At 53.6% G+C, this 18,888-nt stretch carries 15 protein-coding genes and 1 other annotated feature; of the genes, 10 read left to right on the top strand and 5 right to left on the bottom strand.

Annotated features, from left to right (window positions below; all coding sequences use genetic code 11):
• Positions 1–114 precede the first annotated feature (114 nt).
• A complete protein-coding gene (gene acsA / locus LBW89_RS18940; RefSeq protein WP_148451684.1) occupies positions 115–1,839 on the top strand; it encodes an acetate--CoA ligase in 1,725 nt (574 codons plus the stop codon).
• A gap of 71 nt (positions 1,840–1,910) precedes the next feature.
• Here acsA and LBW89_RS18935 read toward each other — a convergent pair whose 3' ends face one another.
• On the bottom strand, positions 1,911–5,015 hold the full coding sequence (locus LBW89_RS18935; protein WP_148451685.1) for a transglycosylase domain-containing protein: 3,105 nt from the start codon (positions 5,013–5,015) through the stop codon (positions 1,911–1,913).
• 155 nt (positions 5,016–5,170) lie between these two features.
• Positions 5,171–5,448, top strand: a binding site (T-box leader).
• Positions 5,449–5,523: 75 nt separating this feature from the next.
• Between LBW89_RS18935 and tyrS the strand changes: the two genes are divergently transcribed.
• Complete coding sequence (gene tyrS / locus LBW89_RS18930) at positions 5,524–6,777, top strand: tyrosine--tRNA ligase (RefSeq protein WP_225039875.1); 1,254 nt, start codon at positions 5,524–5,526, stop codon at positions 6,775–6,777.
• A gap of 192 nt (positions 6,778–6,969) precedes the next feature.
• Here tyrS and rpsD read toward each other — a convergent pair whose 3' ends face one another.
• Positions 6,970–7,569 carry a 30S ribosomal protein S4 gene (rpsD, locus tag LBW89_RS18925; protein ID WP_148451687.1) on the bottom strand — a complete coding sequence of 200 codons (600 nt, stop codon included), beginning with the start codon at positions 7,567–7,569 and terminating at the stop codon, positions 6,970–6,972.
• 469 nt (positions 7,570–8,038) lie between these two features.
• Here rpsD and LBW89_RS18920 point away from each other — a divergent pair, with 469 nt between their 5' ends.
• From LBW89_RS18920 to LBW89_RS18900, 5 genes are all read left to right on the top strand, one after another.
• Entirely contained in the window at positions 8,039–10,030 is a 1,992-nt protein-coding gene (locus LBW89_RS18920; protein ID WP_148451688.1) for a sensor domain-containing diguanylate cyclase, read from the top strand.
• A 661-nt stretch (positions 10,031–10,691) separates the two neighbouring features.
• Positions 10,692–11,525 (top strand): hypothetical protein, encoded by an 834-nt coding sequence (locus tag LBW89_RS18915; RefSeq protein ID WP_148451689.1) that lies wholly within the window; start codon positions 10,692–10,694, stop codon positions 11,523–11,525.
• 141 nt (positions 11,526–11,666) lie between these two features.
• Complete coding sequence (locus LBW89_RS18910) at positions 11,667–12,782, top strand: aminopeptidase (RefSeq protein ID WP_148451690.1); 1,116 nt, start codon at positions 11,667–11,669, stop codon at positions 12,780–12,782.
• An 81-nt stretch (positions 12,783–12,863) separates the two neighbouring features.
• The gene (locus LBW89_RS18905) at positions 12,864–13,109 is read left to right on the top strand and encodes an HPr family phosphocarrier protein (protein ID WP_148451691.1); all 246 of its coding nucleotides are present in this window, start codon (positions 12,864–12,866) and stop codon (positions 13,107–13,109) included.
• Between the two features lie 183 nt (positions 13,110–13,292).
• The gene (locus LBW89_RS18900; RefSeq protein WP_148451692.1) at positions 13,293–13,583 is read left to right on the top strand and encodes a DUF1507 family protein; all 291 of its coding nucleotides are present in this window, start codon (positions 13,293–13,295) and stop codon (positions 13,581–13,583) included.
• Between the two features lie 80 nt (positions 13,584–13,663).
• Here the strand turns inward: LBW89_RS18900 and cax are convergent, their stop codons facing one another.
• A complete protein-coding gene (gene cax, locus LBW89_RS18895) occupies positions 13,664–14,734 on the bottom strand; it encodes a calcium/proton exchanger (RefSeq protein WP_148451693.1) in 1,071 nt (356 codons plus the stop codon).
• A gap of 189 nt (positions 14,735–14,923) precedes the next feature.
• Here cax and LBW89_RS18890 point away from each other — a divergent pair, with 189 nt between their 5' ends.
• Positions 14,924–15,286, top strand: a complete 363-nt coding sequence (locus LBW89_RS18890; protein WP_148451694.1) for an Asp23/Gls24 family envelope stress response protein — start codon at positions 14,924–14,926, stop codon at positions 15,284–15,286.
• Between the two features lie 99 nt (positions 15,287–15,385).
• Here the strand turns inward: LBW89_RS18890 and ftsW are convergent, their stop codons facing one another.
• Positions 15,386–16,633, bottom strand: coding sequence for a putative lipid II flippase FtsW (gene ftsW, locus LBW89_RS18885; protein ID WP_148451695.1), 1,248 nt, complete (start codon positions 16,631–16,633; stop codon positions 15,386–15,388).
• 11 nt (positions 16,634–16,644) lie between these two features.
• Complete coding sequence (locus LBW89_RS18880; protein ID WP_148451696.1) at positions 16,645–16,986, bottom strand: YugN family protein; 342 nt, start codon at positions 16,984–16,986, stop codon at positions 16,645–16,647.
• A gap of 203 nt (positions 16,987–17,189) precedes the next feature.
• Between LBW89_RS18880 and LBW89_RS18875 the strand changes: the two genes are divergently transcribed.
• Positions 17,190–18,374, top strand: a complete 1,185-nt coding sequence (locus tag LBW89_RS18875) for an amidohydrolase (protein WP_148451697.1) — start codon at positions 17,190–17,192, stop codon at positions 18,372–18,374.
• A 46-nt stretch (positions 18,375–18,420) separates the two neighbouring features.
• Complete coding sequence (locus LBW89_RS18870; protein ID WP_148451698.1) at positions 18,421–18,846, top strand: CBS domain-containing protein; 426 nt, start codon at positions 18,421–18,423, stop codon at positions 18,844–18,846.
• Positions 18,847–18,888 lie beyond the last annotated feature (42 nt).

The raw sequence follows: 18,888 nt of genomic DNA, 5'->3' as shown, positions 1-18,888 counted from the left end.
TGTCTCGCGACCCGAACAAAAATCATCCCGCTTATGTAAGTAACTTTGTATCCGTTTTCATGAGTTTGATCTATTCTATTATATTTTTTGCAAAGATCAAGGGAGGATGGAACGATGAGCCAATTGCAAGGTGAAATTATTACAGCGGACGCGCCTTCATCGAACTTGGGCAATTATGAAGAGGCGTATGCGAATTTTCATTGGGAGGATGTGGAGAAGCAGTTCTCCTGGTATGTGACCGGGAAGGTCAATCTCGCTTATGAAGCGATCGACCGGCATGTCGACGCAGGCAAGGGAGACCGCCCCGCGCTTTTGTTCAGCGATTCGGCGCGGAACGAGACGTATACGTTTGCGGATCTGCAGCGCAAGTCGAATCAGTTCGCCAATGTGCTTCGCGGCCAAGGTATTTCCAAAGGAGACCGTGTATTTGTATTTATGCCGCGCAGCCCTGAATTATATGTCAGCATCCTTGGCATTATTAAAATCGGTGCCGTGGTCGGCCCGTTATTTGAAGCTTTCATGGAGACGGCCGTCAAGGACCGGCTGGAGGACAGCGGGGCGGTAGCGCTCGTAACCACGCCCGGGCTGCTGCCCCGGGTCAAGCGGGATGAGCTTCCCTTGCTGAAGACGATCTTCCTTGTAGGGGAGGATATAGAGACGCAAGAGGGGATTGTGGATTACAATACGGCGATGGAAGCCGCCTCCGAGGAGACGGAAATCGAATGGGTCAACCGGGAGGACGGTTTAATCTTGCATTATACGTCCGGTTCGACCGGGAAGCCCAAGGGGGTTTATCATGTCCACAACGCCATGCTGCAGCATTATCACACGGGGAGTGTCGTCCTTGATCTCCGTGAGAACGATGTATACTGGTGCACCGCCGATCCCGGCTGGGTTACCGGCACTTCTTACGGTATTTTTGCCCCTTGGCTGCACGGCGTGACCAATGTCGTTCGCGGCGGACGCTTTAGTCCCGGCGACTGGTACGAAACCTTGCAGCGGAACAAGGTTACGGTTTGGTACAGCGCCCCGACGGCATTCCGCATGCTGATGGGGGCTGGGGAGGATATCGTTAAGCAGTACGATCTCTCTCATGTCCGGCATATTCTATCCGTCGGCGAACCGCTCAACCCCGAGGTGGTTCGCTGGGGACATAAAGTTTACGGGCACCGCATCCATGATACGTGGTGGATGACCGAAACCGGAGGGCAATTGATCTGCAACTATCCGTCCATGCCGATCAAGCCCGGGTCGATGGGCAAGCCGGTTCCCGGCATCGAGGCCGCCATCATTGACGACAACGGCAAAATCCTCCCGCCGAACCGGATGGGGAATTTGGCCGTGCGGACGCCCTGGCCTTCGATGATGCGGCTGATCTGGAACAACGCGCCGAAGTATGAAGAGTATTTCCGGATTCCCGGCTGGTACATTTCCGGGGACACGGCTTACATGGACGAAGACGGATATTTTTGGTTCCAGGGGCGGATCGACGACGTCATCAATTCCTCCGGCGAACGGATCGGGCCTTTCGAGGTGGAGAGCAAGCTGGTGGAGCACCCGGCGGTAGCCGAGGCCGGCGTCATCGGCAAACCCGACCCGACGCGCGGCGAAATCATTAAAGCGTTCATTTCGCTTCGCGAGGGATATACGCCGTCCGAGGAACTGAAAGCGGAGATCGCCCGGTTCGTGAAGGAAGGCCTGTCGGCGCACGCGGCTCCACGCGAAATCGAGTTTAAGGATAAATTGCCGAAGACCCGTTCCGGTAAAATTATGCGGCGCGTCCTGAAAGCCTGGGAGCTGAACCTTCCGGCGGGCGATCTGTCCACCATCGAAGATTAAACCGGAAAGAGAAAACCTCCCCACGGTGCATGGATACACAATCCATGGAACCGTAGGGAGGTTTATTTGTTTTACTTGCCGTATTGAACCGCGGCCGTAGGGGCCGACTCACCCGCGTCGTTGACCGCGGTGATTTGAATCCAACCGCCGGCGGCTTCATGCTTGAACGAGAACTGGGTGCTTGCGGTGCTGCCCAGCTTCTTGAACGGTCCTTTCGCGCTTTCCGCGACATAGACATTGTAGGAGGATACCTGTTCGGCGGAAGCGTTCGCTCCCCAGCTCACCGTGACATCCTTATCGTTGACCTGTGTTACAACCTGGCCGGGAGCTCCGGGAGGAGCCGTGATTTCCGGCGCTAAGTCGCCCCCCTCGCCTGACTGCGTGGCGGGATCGGTGGGTTCGCCTTCGTTTGTCCCGGACCCTTCGGGCGGGGTATTGTTGGCTCCTACGATGGCGCTAGGCTGGGATTCCTTGCCTGCGACATCAACCGCCGTTACATAATAGGAGGTGGCGAAGCCGTCCTGGGCTCCCACGCTAAAGGAAGTCGCTTCCCCGGTCAACGCGGCCTGCCCCGTATACTTGAAGGATCCTCCGTCTGCGGATTGATACAAGCGATAGCCGACGACGTCTTTCTCGGCGTTTTTGCTGAAGCTCACGCTTCCCGAGTTAAGCCTCACATTGCTCGGGGGAGCCGGCGGCGCCCCGTCATCCGCCCGGGGATCCTGCTTCGTCGGCGCATCCTCGCCAGCGTCCTTCGGAATATAGTAGCTCAGCGAGCGGTGGCCGCCCCGCATCGATCCGAAGGCCTTCTGCAGTTCGTCGATCAGTTCCTTGATCGGTTTCTCCCGCTTCATTACGACCTTCTCCCGGACCATATCCGAAGGCGTCGTGTCCTTCGGGATATAATTGATCTCGTTATAGGTGATATACTTCATGCGGACCAGAACATCGTCGGATTCTTTAGGAACGTATTTCGCGTTGAAAATATCCGTAACCATCTTGCCGGCCTGCCGGGTCAGCTTGGTCGGCAGCTTGCCGCTGAATCCGGATACCGTGGCGGTAACGATGCCGTCCGGTTTGGAAAACTCCGGTGTAACGAACAATTCTTTCTCGTTCTTGGTCACTTCGTTCATCACCTTGGCCCATATGGAGCGGGCCCGCGATTTGCCGGCATCGGACAAGGTGTTCTTCGGTTCTTTGTACCCGATCCAAACCCCGAGCGTCACGTCGGGGGTATATCCCATAAACCAGACATCGGCATAGTTTTGCGTTGTGCCGGTTTTGCCGACGATCGGAATTTTGCCGTAATTCTTGAAATCGCTTTTGATGGATTTGCCGGTCCCGCTCGTAATAACCGTTCTAAGCATATCCGTCATCAGGTAAGCGGTTTGTTTGGAAAAAACGCGTTTGGGTTCGGCTTTATGCTGATAAACGACGTTCCCTTGCGAATCCGTAATTTTGGAAATCATATAGGCGTCGTTGAACTCGCCGCCGTTGGCGATGGCGCTGTAGGCGTTCGTTAGCTCCTCGACGGTTACCCCGTATCTCAAGCCGCCGAGCACGCCCGTCTGCGCGCTGTAATCCCGTTCATCCAGCGTCGTAATGCCGAGTTTCTTGGCGAAATCCCAGGCTTTATCGATGCCGACCACATCGTTGAATACCTTCAGGGCCGGAATATTGCGGGATTCGTTCAGCGCCGTACGGGCGGTGACAAGCCCCTTATAGCCGCCGCTGGAGTTGACCGGGATATGATATCCTTTCGCGCCGTCCCGCAAAATCACCGGCGAATCGTCGATGATGCTCGCCGGTTGGATCAATCCGGCCTCCATGGCCGGCAGGTAAGCGGCGATCGGCTTCATCGTCGAGCCGGGTTGACGTACCATTTGCGTAGCGTAATTCATCTGCTCCGTGTGGAAATCCCGGCCTTCGATCATGCCCAGAATCGCGCCGGTCCGATTATCGATCATCATGCTAGCCACTTGTTCCAGCCCTTTGGTTTTGCTGTAAGGCGAGAAGTTATCCTTATCCTCCGCAACCTTGTGCATGGAGTTGTATACTTTCTTGTTGATCGTGGTGTATACCCGGTAACCGCCGGTCAACAGCTCCTGACGCGCTTCTTCAAGAATCTGCGAATTTTTGGCGATTTCCTCCTTGGACATTCCCGGGTTGTTCATCATCGCGATCACGATCGCTCCTTGACGCTCCGTTTCAAGCATCAGGTAAGGATAAGTTTCATAGGCCTTCTTCGTCTTGGGCGCGAGCGACGCTTTGATATCAAACGCCAACGCCTCATCGTATTGCGCTCGGGTGATTTTGTTCTCCTCCAGCATCCGCTGAAGCACCAACTGCTGTCTTTTTATGGCGCGGTCAAAGTTTTCCTGGTTAAATTCGCCCTTGCCGTTGAAGGCCGAATAGGCCGATGGTCGCTGCGGCATCCCCGCCAAATAGGCGGCCTGCGCAATGTTCAGTTTTTTCAGGTCGGTTATGTTGAAAATTCCCTTGGCCGCCGCTTTGATTCCGTAAACTTGGTATCCGTTCGAGCCGTTGCCGAAAGGGACCTTATTCAGATACGCCGTAAGAATCTCTTCCTTCCGAAGGAAACGCTCCAGACGCAAAGCCAGCAAAATTTCTTTGACCTTCCGGTTATCCGTCCGATCCAAATTCAAAAACACGCGACGCGCCAATTGTTGGGTCAGCGTACTGCCGCCGGTCTGAATGTCTTCCTTGAGCACTTTTTGTTTCACGGCCCGCATGGTTCCCTTAAAATCGATGCCCTTGTGCTCCTGAAAATGGTTGTCTTCGATGGCGATGACCGCGTCGATGACGGAGGAAGGGATTTCTTCGAAGGCGACAGGCCGCCGGTCTTCTTCCGAACGAAGCTGGCCGATCGCCTGCCCGTCCCGGAAGTAGGCGAATCCGGTTATGTCGTTATGATTGATTTTTTGCTCGATATCGGCACGCGATCTCACCGGCTCGTCTTTGACGATCGAGGAGACGTATCCGAATACAACGCCTCCGGCAAACAAAGCTCCGGCAAAACCGAGCAGCACAAGCCAGCCGAGGGTGGACCATACCCAGCGTCCGCGCTTCCGTTTGGGAGCGGGTTTGGCGGAAGGCTTGTTGTTCCGGTTTCTTCTCTGCAGCTTTCCGGAATTGTTTTCGTTCTCATGAACCATGGATGCTCCTCCTTTTTAACAGCAACATTATAGCATAAAAAGAGGGATATGGTTGATTTTTCAGCCTATTTCCCGGTCATTCGCCAGGGTTTTCATATTTATTCCGTTTGACTTTGGAATTTAACCTGTGATATAAAATAGCTAATTGTATATCGTTAAAGGCTTGGATAGACACAGTAGAAGGCGGAATCCCGCCGCTCAGAGAATCGGTGGTTGCTGCGAACCGAACGGGCGGATCCCCTTTGAATTACCGTCTGGAGCCGTCCGGGGGAACGCCATGGGCCACGCTCATGCTGTCAGTAGTCCGGTACCGGGAAACCGTTATGGAAATGAGGTGAAAACCGAGGCGTCGACAAGCCCGCTGGTTAGCGGTAGTGGCGATGCGCGGTTTTAATTAGGGTGGTAACGCGAGCGGCTCCTTCTCGTCCCTTGGGATGAGAAGGAGCTTTTTTGTCGTTTTCAGCGCGCAAAAAATTAAATTTCAATCACATGTGGAGGAATGAAGAACATGAAGTGGGAAGAATTGACACAGGCTCAGCAAGCGGAGGTCGAGCGTCAGCTCAAGGTAATCTCCCGCGGCGTGGTGGAAATCGTGCCGGAGGACGAATTGAAGAAGAAAATCATGAAATCGGTGGTTACGGGAACGCCGCTGAAAGTTAAACTGGGACTGGACCCTTCCGCTCCGGATATCCATGTCGGGCATACGGTCGTCATGCAAAAGCTGCGCCAATTCCAAGAGTTGGGGCATCAAGTGCAGTTGATCATCGGCGATTTTACCGGCCGCATTGGCGATCCGACCGGCAAGTCGGAAACCCGGAAACAGCTGTCGGAAGAGGATGTGCAGCGGAATGCCGAAACCTACCGTCAGCAGATCTTTAAAATTCTGGATCCGGAGAAAGCCAAGGTACACTTCAATTCGGAGTGGCTGGCACCGATGACGTTTGAGGATGTGGTCAAACTGGCGGCGAAGGTGACGGTTGCCCGGATGCTGGAGAGAGATGACTTCACCAAACGGTATTCCACCGGTCAACCGATCAGCATCCATGAATTTTTCTACCCGCTGATGCAGGGGATGGATTCCGTCGCACTTCACACCGATATCGAGCTGGGCGGAACGGATCAGAAATTTAATCTGCTGATGGGCCGAACCTTGCAGAAGGAATACGGCCAGGACCCGCAGGTCACCATCATGACCCCGCTGATCGAAGGGCTCGACGGCGTGCAGAAGATGAGCAAGAGCCTCGGAAACTACATCGGCATCGACGAGGAGCCGAACGAAATCTACGGTAAAGCGATGTCGGTTCCGGATGAATTGATGCTCAAATACTACGAGCTGGTTACGGATTTGTCGAATGAGGAGCTGGAGACGCTGAGCGAGGGCGTCAAATCGGGGGCGGTTCATCCCCGCGACGCGAAGATGAAGCTCGCGCATACGCTTGTCCGCATGTACCATGGGATGGACGCCGCGGAAGGCGCACAAGAGCATTTTGTTACCGTATTTCAGCAGCGTGCGCTGCCGGAGGATATCGAGGAGATCGAGGTGCCTGCCGGGGAGCTGGAGGACGGAAGCATCAAGCTGATCAAGCTGCTCACGCTGATCGGGTTTGCTTCGTCAAACGGGGAAGCGAAGCGGAGCATTCAACAGGGAGCCGTGAAGATCAATGAAGAGAAGTTGACCGATGTCAACGCGGCGATCGCCCTGGCCGGAGGCGAAGTCATTCAGGTCGGCAAGCGTAAATTCGCCAAGCTGTTGGTTAGATAAACTGCCAAATAGATTTATAATGCCTGATTGGCCTGATCCGGGTGAGTGTCCGGGTCAGGTCTTTTTCGGTTTTGTTGCAGTTAGCATATAACGGGAATAGCTTCCGTTAATCGCTGGAGTGGCGGAAGAGGGGGATTTTCATAAAAAAACCGGTCCAAGTCGGAGCGACTTGGACCGGTTAGCTTGCGAATCTTAACGGTTGTAGAACTCGACGATTTGTTTCTCGTCAATATCTTGCGACAGCTCGGAACGTTCAGGCAAACGGATGTATTTGCCTTCCATCGCCGTATCGTTGTATTCCAGGTAAGCTGGAAGATGCGTGCGGTTCTCCAGAGCTTCCTTAACGGAAGACAAACCGCGGCTTCTTTCGCGAAGGCTGATGACGTCACCGATGCTTACACGGTAGGAAGCGATGTCCACTTTCTTGCCGTTTACGGTAATGTGACCGTGGGAAACCAATTGACGGGCACCCGCACGGGAGTTGGCGAAACCAAGACGGTATACCAGGTTGTCCAGGCGGCTTTCAAGCAGCGCCATGAAGTTTTCACCGGCAATACCCGGCATTTTTTGCGCTTTGGCAAACAAAGTGCGGAATTGCTTTTCTCCCAAACCGTACATGTGACGCAGTTTTTGTTTCTCCAAAAGCTGCATACCGTAGTTGGATACCTTTCTCCGTTGGTTAGGACCATGTTGTCCCGGAGGGAAAGGGCGTTTCAAATCTTTGCCTGTTCCGCTCAAGGAAATGCCAAGGCGGCGGCTGAGTTTAAATTTAGGACCAGTGTAACGTGCCATTGTATAGGTAGACTCCTTTTATCATAAAATTTTATGGGTAGGGTTCTACTTGCGCGGGCTTTGTTTGGGCGGGCGGAGGATAGATAATCCGCTCTCTGACAAGAAAGTTCAGCCGCTGTCTTGTCAGCAACAAAAACCGAGAGGGTGCTTCGCATGATTTACGCCCTAATCAAAGACTCTATCCAGTCTTTATCAACAATATATATTATAGGACCCCGGCGAGTATTGTCAAGCGGTGGATTTTGTTTAAATATAAAGGATTTTGACGATAGGCCTTTGGGCCTAATAATACTTTGAAAATGAAGCAAATTATAATGCAAAACGGCTACGAAGATAGTAAAATGAACATATAAACAAGGAACTGAACAAATATTACTATGATATTCGTGTAATTCTAAAAGGCAGAGTGAGACGGCTTCGTTTAAATTATCTCGCTGCGGGGCTGGGAGCGGCGAAAAGGAGCTTTTACATGACAAAACAAACTAGAGACGACTCGATGCAAGCGTTCATGCCAACACCAATCTACACTCTGCCGAGTTGGAATCCCGAGGAAGATCAGGATCCGATCAACTGGCTCAGATTGATGGATATTACGTCTCATGACTATCCATATATTATTGCATTGCTCGAGAATACCTGCCGTAATTGGGCCCCCCAGCTGCCCTCGACGCTGGCTTCTTACCGGGCGGAATGGTTTGTTACGGATTCGGCCGGGGAGTTCGTAAAATCCGGAGAGGATTCCCCGCCGCCTGAAACGGAGCGGACGTTCGTCGAGATGACCCGTCGCTGTCTCAAGGAGAATCAGGTGGTCATTTCCCGCTTTCCGGGAGGCTTCTGTGTGGCGGCCCCCGTACTGACCAGGCATACGGCCGAGCTGTTCGCCGTGCTGGGATGTACGATTCGCGGCCCGGAGACAGCGGCGGATTTCGCCGAAAGCTGGGTCGTGATGGCGGCCCAGTTTTTCAAAACCTGCTTCTATAAGGAATTTGAAGCGATGTTTATCTCCGACCTGCTGCACGTTCAAAAGCTGGCCAAACGGGAAGAATATCGCCGGTCGATTTTGTTCCAGGTCATTCAAGAACTGCACGATAAGAAAGACGTGGATTCCGTATTAACCGAGGTGTTCGGGCGAATCGCCGGCTTGTTTCCGGAAGCCGATGTGGAATTGCTGATGTCCCAGGATTACTTGAGTCGGGATCCACGGGTTAAATCCCTGCAACTGCAGGAGGCGCGGGATAGCATCTGCGCGCGGGCCTTCATGGAGGGCGTGCCCCTCCGTTCCGGGAATGGGGGAGGCGACGGCGAAGATTGCCTGGAAATCGCGGTCCCGCTTGTGGGAAAACAAGGGGTTTATGGCGTTTTTCATTTGGTTATGCCTCCCGGGGATGTCGAAGAGGTGGATCTGCAATTGGTCAGCATGCTCGCGGATACCGCGGGATCCGCTTTTGAGAGCGCCAAGCTGTATGAGCAGTCGAACCTTCTGGTCAGTGAGCTCCGGCTTATAAACGAATTGACGAAGCGCCTGAATCAGAGCTTGCGGCTGAAGGAAGTTTTCAAGTTCGCCACCGAGGAGCTCCTTTCCATTTTCCGGGCCGAATTTTGCTGCATCACGCAGTTGGACAAGGAAGGCGAAGTTTTTGAAGTGATGGCGTCGAATGTCCCGGCCCTGTCCAAAGCGTTTTTTTCCAAGGATTACGGCTTCAGCGGACTTGTACTGAACACAAGGGAGCCGGTGATTTTATCCGATTACAAGGCCTACGGAAAGGTAAGCTCCAAGCTGATGGATGAAACCGACTCCCGGTCGTTGATCGTAGCTCCGCTGATCGTGCGGGGCGAGGGGATGGGGGCGATTATGCTGGCCCATCGGGCGGAACGCTTTTTCTCCTACGAGAACTACAGGCTATTGCAGGTGCTGTCCTCTCACATCGGTCTTGCGATAGCCAATGCGTCCCTGCATGCCGAAGTGCAGCGAATGGCCAATCACGATATGCTTACCGGCCTGTACGCCCGGCACTATCTGGATGACCGGATCCAGAGTTTCCAGAAGCGGGACGAAGGCGGCTCCCTCATCATCGTCGACATCGATCTGTTTAAGCAAGTCAATGATACGTACGGCCATCAGATTGGGGATAAAATCCTGAAACAGGTTTGTTCGATCATTCTGCGTACGGTGCGCAAAACGGACATCGCCGCCCGCTGGGGGGGCGAAGAGTTGGCTATTTATTTGCCGGGGGCGGACATTCATAGCGGCTACCAGATCGCCGAGGCGATTCGCCTTCAGGTAGCGGCGGAGTGCGAACCCCGGGTCACCGTCTCTTGCGGGATTGCGGAATGGAACCAGGAGAGCGATAAAATCAGCGTCGAATCGCTTTTTTATCTGGCGGATATGGCGCTTTACAAAGCGAAGAAGAACGGCCGGAATCAAACGCAGATCGGCCTTAGCCCCGAGGGGGAACGATGACCAATTGGCAAGAACGTCTTGGTGGACGTTCTTTTTGTTTGGGGCTTTAGCCAGTTGAGCTGGTGAAGCGTGCGAAACCACCTGCTATGCGGGGGGTATAGTGATGCTTATAGTCAAAAACCACCTGATGGGGTCGGTTATCATAATCACATCCAAAGAGGGCGCCTGTGTGCTTCCAGGCTTCGAACTCCAAAAAGATGCAAATCTGCAGGTGTTTTAGGCCGATTCCCGGGGGAATGCGAAAAAAGATGCAAATCTGCAGGCATTTCCAGCGATTTTAGAGAAACGAGCCGGTTTCGTCGAAAATTCATGCAGATTTGCAGGTATTTAGAAATTTTGAGTCCAAACAGGAAAAAAGCATGCAGATATGCAGGAATTTTATGTTATCAAGGTTGTTTGACGAGGTACTAGGGGTTTAGTAAATAATCGCACCCCTTCAGAGATAGGCAAAAGCGGTAACGGCGCATGTAGCTTGAACGTAGTGAAAGCAAGCGCCTTTAGACGCGAGCCGGTAATAAAGGCTTATAGCCTTAGAGCAAACCACCCGTTCACACGGGTGGTTTTGATTTGCGCATAGTTTCCAACGGGCGGGAAAGGATACTGCGTAAATACGTTTTCCGGATCATCCTAGTTGCCGGAAGTAGAGGGGCGCAAGAATGAAATGAAATCCGCATACTATAGTTTCATGTCTCTGCTGTTTGCCGTTCTTCTGTTGGTCTCCTGCAGCCTTCGCGACAATAAGACGCCGGAGCAATGGTACCGGGTCACCTGGTCGGGGCTCGCCGGATGCGACTCGCTTACGTTCCGGGGCGAGGCGGCTTTGTTTAGCGGGGCTGAAGGCAAGCTTACGGAATCATTCGCTTATTCGGGTCAGCTGGACGATCATCACCGTCTGCGAATGGCCACGGTTCTTCCCGTTCCGGCGGAGGGAACAGGCCGGCTGCCGAGGACCGCGGAGTCCAAGGCGAAGGCCTATCAAGTTAACTTGCTGTGGAAAAGCGGGAACTGGAGTCTGGAAGCGAACGAGGGGGATGCCGTCCTCCAGGGACTCGCCCGGTTGAACCCGCTGGATCAGTTGGAGGGGATTCGGACCGCGCGGAAAGTGATGAGTTCGGATAAAGGAGCGGCCCGGGGAACCAAGGTGCTTAGGATCGAGCTTGACCCGGATGAGGCCAAAGCCCGCCTGAAGGCAAAGTTAACGGAGGAGATGGAGGCGGTGAAGAACGGCTGGAAGACGCGTTTGCAGCAGGTTGAAGCGCCCCGCCGCCCCCGGATGGAGGCCGAACTGAACGAGGCCTGGTCGGACAGCAAAGAACGCTTGTTGACGATGCTCGACCAATCCGAAGCCAAGGTGGTTTACCACCTGACCATCGACCGTCACAACGGGCTGCCGACCCGGTTGACGTCGGAAACCGAATTGGTGTACCCGAACAGACTGGGGCTTAAAGTAAAGGAGGCCCTGTTGACGGACAACCGGTTTGAAAACTACCGCTAATCCCCCGGAGGCTGACTTCGCGCAAACACCGTGCTACAATAGGTAAGAAGAATTAACCATTGTTCAACACATTGCAGGATCCATATGATGAATCCGCAGGGCTTTATGGGAGCCCGTTATTTTGAGGAGGCTGAAGCTGTAATGAGAGATCCAAGAATCCAGAAGCTGGCGCAGAATTTGGTAGGTTATTCGGTAGACGTGCAGCCAGGGGAAAAGGTACTGGTGGAAATGATCGGAGAAGAACGCGATCTGCTTAAGGCGGTTATCGAGGAGATCGGCAAGAAGGGCGGGCATGCGTTTGTCGAGCTCACGGACAAAGCCGTTCAGCGCACGCAACTGAAATACGCCACCGAAGAAGGCATGAAAATATGGGCGGAGTATGATTTGGCCCGGATGAAAATGATGGATTGTTACATCGGTATCCGCGCCGGCTCCAACGTGAACGACCTTTCCGATGTGCCGGAAGACAAGATGAAGATGTACAATGCCCTGTATTCCCATCCCGTACATAGTGAGCAGCGGGTCAAGCATACGAAATGGGTCGTACTCCGCTATCCGAACGCCAGCATGGCTCAACTGGCCAACGTCAGCACGGAAGCTTTTGAGGATTTCTATTTCGACGTGTGCAATCTCGATTATGCCAAAATGGACAAAGCCCAGGACCCGCTTGCCGAATTGATGAGAAACACGGACAAAGTCCGCATCACCGGACCGGGCACGGATTTGACTTTCTCCATTAAAGGAATCGGGGCGGAAAAATGCTCCGGGCAGAAAAACATTCCGGATGGCGAGGTTTACACCGCGCCGGTACGGGATTCCGTCAACGGGACGATCAGTTACAACGCGGCTACCCTGTATAACGGAGTTACGTTCGAGAACATCAAGTTCCGTTTCGAAAACGGCAAGATCGTGGAGGCCACGAGCAACGATACGGAGCGGCTGAACGAGATTCTCGATTCGGACGAAGGCGCCAGATACATCGGTGAGTTCGCTATCGGCTTTAATCCCTACATCCTGCATCCGATGAAGGATATCCTTTTTGACGAGAAGATTGCGGGCAGCCTGCATTTCACCCCGGGCCAAGCCTATGACGACACGGATAACGGAAACCGCTCGTCGATCCACTGGGATCTCGTGCTGATTCAACGTCCCGAGTACGGTGGCGGAGAAATTTATTTTGACGACCGCCTGATTCGTAAAGACGGCATCTTCGTGCTTCCGGAACTGGAAGCTTTGAATCCGGAGAACCTCAAATAAGGAGAAAATCCCTTGCCTGGAAAGCGGATTCAATGTATCATGATAATATGTTTATCTCAAAGTTGACACGGAGGGATCGCTATGGCCACAAATAATCAAGCAGTTGTGGAAATCGCCCAAACGGCGGGGAAATTCACTTCTTCGATCGTATTGCAGGCGGACAACAAGTATATCGACGTTAAGAGTATTCTAGGTCTTTTCACAACCCTGGTGAATACCAAGAGCTATGAACTGCATGTTCACGGGCCGGACGCGGATGAAGCCAAGAAGGCGGTATCGGAAGTATTCGCGAAGCACGGTTTGGACGTGAAGGTAGTGGCCGAGTAAGCGGGTCCAAGAAGCATATCTGCCTTTCCCTGGCAGATGTGCTTTTTTATTTGTCCACAGGCTTGACCGGCAAAGCTTTCCGGGACGGCGATTATTTGGCGAGGTTCTTGTATTGGCCCCCGATTTCGTCTAATATTAAGAATATGAATGTGTGGAGACTTGGAGGACATAGGGGGGATGAACATGACTTCATCTGATTTGCAGGAGCAATTGAATCTTAAAGCGCTGAATCTTCTGAAAGAAGATGCCGATAAAATAGAAAAGCTGATCGAAGTGCAGATGGAGAATCTGGCTACACGTTACTGCCCTCTCTATGAGGAAGTATTGGATACCCAGATGTACGGTTTCTCCAGACAAGTCGATTATGCGGTACGCGTCGGACTCGTTCAGGAAACGGTAGGCAAGCAGATCCTGAGCAAGCTGGAGCGGAATCTGGCTACGCTTTACGAAGCGATGAACAATAAGCAGCAGTAGCCATAGCCTTTATACAGCGGTTATATTACAAAGCGCATGACCCTCCAGAGGGCCATGCGCTTTTTTTTTTGATATCTTGATCAGACGAGGAAGAAAGAAACGCCGAGAATCAGGTAAACGGCCAGCAGAAGAAAACCTTCGTACCAGTTGGTCTGACCGTCCTGTGTAATCGATTTGGCGATAAAAACGGATACCCCGATGGCCGCAAGCTCGATCACCGTGAACACGATATCCATCGGTTTGCCGAACAAATGGCTGACGAAGATGAGGACCGGCGCGACAAAAAGGGCGATCTGCAAACTGCTGCCGACGGCGATTTCGACCGCGGCTCCGATTTTGTTTTTCATCGCCAGCATAATCGCCGCGCTGTGTTCCGCGGCGTTCCCCACGATGGCAACGACGAAGGCCCCGACGAAGAGCTCGCTGAGCCCGAAGCGGGAAGTGAGCGTATCCAGCGTATGTACCAGCCATTCACTAACGAGAGCGACCATGACGGTGGCAACGACCAAGTAGAGAATCGACTTTTTCTTGGACCAGGCGGGCTCGTGTTCGTGAGGGAGTTCCTGATCCCCGCCTTCCGTCACATCGGCCAAGTAGTTTTTATGCGTGATCATGGAGAACACCAGCCACAGCAGATAAGCCACGATCAGAATTCCGGCCACGACAAGGCTGAGCGAGTTCCGGTCTTCCTCATGGAGCACATGCGTGTTCAGGAATATGGCCGGTACGAACAACGCGATGATGGCGACAATCATCAAAGAGCCGTTCATTCCGGCTAACGTGACGTTGTATTTCTGTACCTTGAACTTTAATCCGCCCGCAAACAGGCTAAGTCCGAGGACAAGCAGCAGGTTCCCGATAATCGATCCGGTGATGCTGGCCTTGACCATATCAAAAAGGCCTTCCTTCACGAGCAAAATCGCGATAATCAGTTCGGCCGCGTTGCCGAAGGTGGCATTCAGAAACCCGCCCAGCCGCTGCCCGGCGTAATGGGCGACGCTCTCCGTCGCTTTTCCCAGGAATCCCGCGACAAAAATAACCGCAATCGCGGCGATAAAGAACTCCAAGGTGGCGGGCCAGTGGGCGTAGTGACCGATGGCGCTGAGTACGAAGAAAAGAATGAGTAAACCGGGAGACAAATATTTCTTCATTTTTACACCCCTGTTATTTAATTTTGCATTGGCAGTGAAACCGGCAGGTGTAGGGAATAACTACACTTCAAGTTCAATATAACCAATAACGTGATGATTATAAACGAAACGTGAAAATTGGTCTATATTTGCTTAATAAGAAATTAGCAATTACAATGGGTAATAATGAGGTTTGAAGGAGGAAAGACCATGACCGAGCAATTGCAACTGGATTTGGGGGTAATTCGGGTTTCTGATGATGTAGTTTCCAAAATCGCGGGAATGGCGGCCCTGGAAACCCCCGGCATTGCGGCGATGTCCGGCGGGCTGTCCGAAGGATGGGCCAAGCGGTTAAGCGGCAAAAATGTGCAAAAGGGCGTCACCGTAGAAGTCGGTCAACTGGAAGCGGCGATCGATCTGCGGATCATCGTGCTTTATGAGACTCCGATCCACGAAGTGTGCCGGATGCTGCAGCAGAATGTACGTGAAGCCGTTGAGAACATGACCGGTTTGAAAGTGGTGGAAGTGAACGTGAAGGTCGAAGGCGTGGCGTTTAAAGACGACGAGGCCTAAGCGCCCGGGCGTCCACAGTCCGATCGGCATTGTTCCTGCAAAAATCAAAAGACTCCAGGAAAGGATCCTGAAGTCTTTTTTTGCGTTCACCTGGATTCGTCAGCCTTGACGGCGTCTGCGTTGGCTCCAGTCGTAAGTGGCCGATTCTTTCATGACCACGGATTTCGTACGCTCCTGTTTGGCCGGCAGGGAGGATTGGCGGGAGATGCTCAAAACGATACCCATCGCCACCATCATCACGAGCAGCGAGGAGCCTCCGTAACTGATGAACGGAAGCGTGACCCCCGTGACCGGAATCGTACGGGTAACGCCGCCGATGTTAACGAAAGCCTGAATCGCGATCAGGCCCATGATCCCCACCCCCATCAACGTTCCGAAGGCGCTCTGGCAGCGAAGGGACACGAGCAGACCCCTCCATATAAAGTAAATGTAAAACAACAGAAAAATCAGGGTGCCGAGAAAACCGAATTCTTCCCCGATGACGGAGAAAATAAAGTCGTTATAGGCGTTCGGAAGATAATGCAACTTCTGTATGCCTTGTCCAAATCCGGTACCGGTCACGCCGGCATGTCCGATGGCCGTCAGGGATTGAATCAGATTATATCCGGTATGCTGCGGATCCGCCCACGGATCCAGATAAGCCTGAATCCGCCCCATCTTGTAATCGCTCCCCGTGTCGGCGGTATCGCCCGGGTTGATCTTGTCCCAAAGGGCTCCGACCCCCATCACGATGCTCGCTCCCAGAACCAGCAGCGCGATGGAACCCATGATATGCTTCAGATTGGCTCCGCCCGCAAAAATAATCAGGCCCGCCGTGGCGACGAGGATCATACAGGAACCCAGGTCGGGCTGAAGCATGATCAGACCGGCCACAAAACCTACAATGACCATGACCGGTATGTAGCCTGTGCGAAGATCGCGGAATCGTTCGCCTTTCTTGGAAATCAGGGCGGACAAATACATGATGGTCGTCACCTTGGCCAATTCCGTGGGCTGAATCCCGAGCGAGCCGACGTTCAGCCAACTGCTGGCCCCGTTGATGCCGCCGGAGAACGGAACGATCATCAATAGAATAATGGCTAATATAAATACAGGGACAAACAGTTTCTTATATTTCTCATAGGGAATGTTCATCGCTATAAACATGCCGATTAGGCCTACAAAAGCAAATATGATTTGCTTTTTGGTAAAATACAACGGATCGTAGCCGAAGTTTTTGTTGACCATGGCGATGCTGGAGCTGGAGCTGAACACCATCACAATCCCGAACCCCACCATAAGCAGCGTCAGTACGAGAAGCTGAAAATCAGGGGTTCCGCGCCGGGGCTCTTCTTTGTTGTCTCTCATGAAAGCCGGGCTTAAGCCTCGAGGAGTTCCTTCAACTCTGCGAGCTTATGCGTCGCCGTCTTCATGACCAGCGCCGGAATTTCCGATTCGTATTCCAGCCCGTGTGGGAAAGTGGCCCGCCCCATGTAGACCGCTTCGATTGCCAGAATCGTGTCCGGACGCTCCAACTTGCCTTCAACCGCTCGCGTATTGATGCGAAGGTAGTATTCATCGTTGTTGTGTTCGATTTTATAGTCGTATGTAGCGCGGTAATATTCCCACTGCCAGCGAATAAAGCCAACTTTCTCGGCAGATTCGTCCAAATAGGCCAAATCGCTCTTTAGTCCATCCAAACCTGTATTTTCAACTATCATCTGTCGGAAGGCCTCCTTATAATGTTCGTAAAAAAGTCATGAGTTCTCTCCCCATGATATTATGTTTCCATCACTTGTGCAAGCACGGAAAGCCTTGTGCAAAGTGAAGTTTCCGCCTTTTCGTCCGCGGGCCGCGCATATTAAGAAGACTTGTTTTCTGTTACAATGAAATCAATGATTTCGGTAGAGAGGGAAGTGGGCGAATGGATAGGGGAGCGCTTAAGGCTTTATTTAAAGGCATGGTGGAAGACCGGCGCTATTTGCACCGGCATCCCGAACTCTCTTTTATGGAAAAAGAAACGGCGGATTACGTGCAAAAGCGGCTGGAGAAACTCGGCGTGGAGGTGACGGCCGGCGTCGGGGGATTCGGCATCATCGGGCGCGTGCGCGGCGGCCGACCCGGGAAGACGGTGGCCCTGAGAGCGGACATGGACGCGCTGCCCATTCAGGACGAGAAGGACTGCGATTACGCGTCCGGCGTTCCCGGGGTGATGCATGCCTGCGGTCATGACGGGCACACGGCCGTTCTCCTGGCCTTGGCGGAATATTATAGCGGCCGGAGGGAAGAACTGAGCGGGGAAGTGCGGCTGCTGTTCCAGCCGGCGGAGGAAGTTTGCCCTGGCGGCGCGGTGTCGATGATCGAGGCCGGCGCGCTGAACGGGGTGGACGTCATCTACGGGGTCCATCTATGGACGCCGATCCCCGCGGGCACGGCAATGAGTGCGGCGGGGCCGCTGATGGCCTCCACGGATGAGTTCTTCATCGACGTCCAAGGGAAAGGCGGGCACGGCGGGATGCCGCACAGAACGATCGACAGTGTCGTCGCGGCTTCGGCGCTGGTCCTCCAACTGCAAAGCGTGGTCAGCCGCTCGGTCGATCCCCTCAATCCGGCGGTGGTTACGGTCGGATCGATTCAAGGGGGGACCGCGCAGAACGTGATCGCCGACCGCTGCAGGTTATCGGGGACCGTCCGCTGCTTCGACGAGGACACCCGGGAGCTGATCCGGACGCGGATCCATGAACTGGCCGCAGGAACGGCCGCGGCTTATGGAGCTACGGCCAACGTCGACTATATGATGGGCTATCCCTGTCTGGTCAACCATCCCGGCGAATTTCAGCGTTTTTACGAGTCCGGAGCCCCCGATGCGGGATTAAAGCCGGCCACCTCGCCGAAGATTATGCCGGCGGAGGATTTCGCCTATTATTTGCGGCAAGTTCCGGGCTGCTTTATGCTGGTGGGGGCGGGAAACGCGGAGAAGGGGGCGGTTTATCCCCATCATCATCCGAGGTTTGATATCGATGAGGAGGCGATGCTTCACGCCGCCTTACTCATGGCGGCGATGGCCGATGCCTACTTTGCGGAGCATGCGTCCGGATCCGGCGCATAAACCGGCTCCTCCTTTGGAATTCTATTGACCGAAGGAGGGATCCAACATGAGAAAAGTGAGTGAAATTATGACCCGTAACGTCGTAACGGTGTCTCCCGAAGACAACGTTTTTGAAGTGGCGGTCAAAATGAAGGAGCATGACACCGGTTTTATTCCGGTTTGCGAACAAGGAAGCGATCGGCTGCTCGGGGTCATTACGGACCGCGACCTGGTCATCCGGGGCATCGCCGAGAAGCATCCGGGTTCGACCGCCGTCGAAAAAGTCATGACCCGCGGTCTCAGAACGGCTACGCCGGACACCTCGGTGGACGAAGCGGCCGAGCTGATGGCCGAGCAGCAAATCCGGCGGCTGCCGGTGACCGAGGGCGACCGGCTGATCGGGGTCGTTTCGATCGGCGACCTGGCCGTGCGGGGCATCTTTGCCGACAATGCCGGCGAAGCGTTGTCGGAGATATCGGAGCAGGTGCATTAGGGCAGCCGACCCCCGGTCTACGGGGAGGCGCGGGAGAAGAAG

Origin of the sequence: Paenibacillus sp. alder61, from assembly GCF_020179875.1 — a bacterium.
In the GTDB taxonomy this organism is placed as follows: Bacteria; Bacillota; Bacilli; order Paenibacillales; family Paenibacillaceae; genus Fontibacillus; species Fontibacillus faecis.
This window is presented reverse-complemented; position numbering and strand designations above follow the sequence as displayed.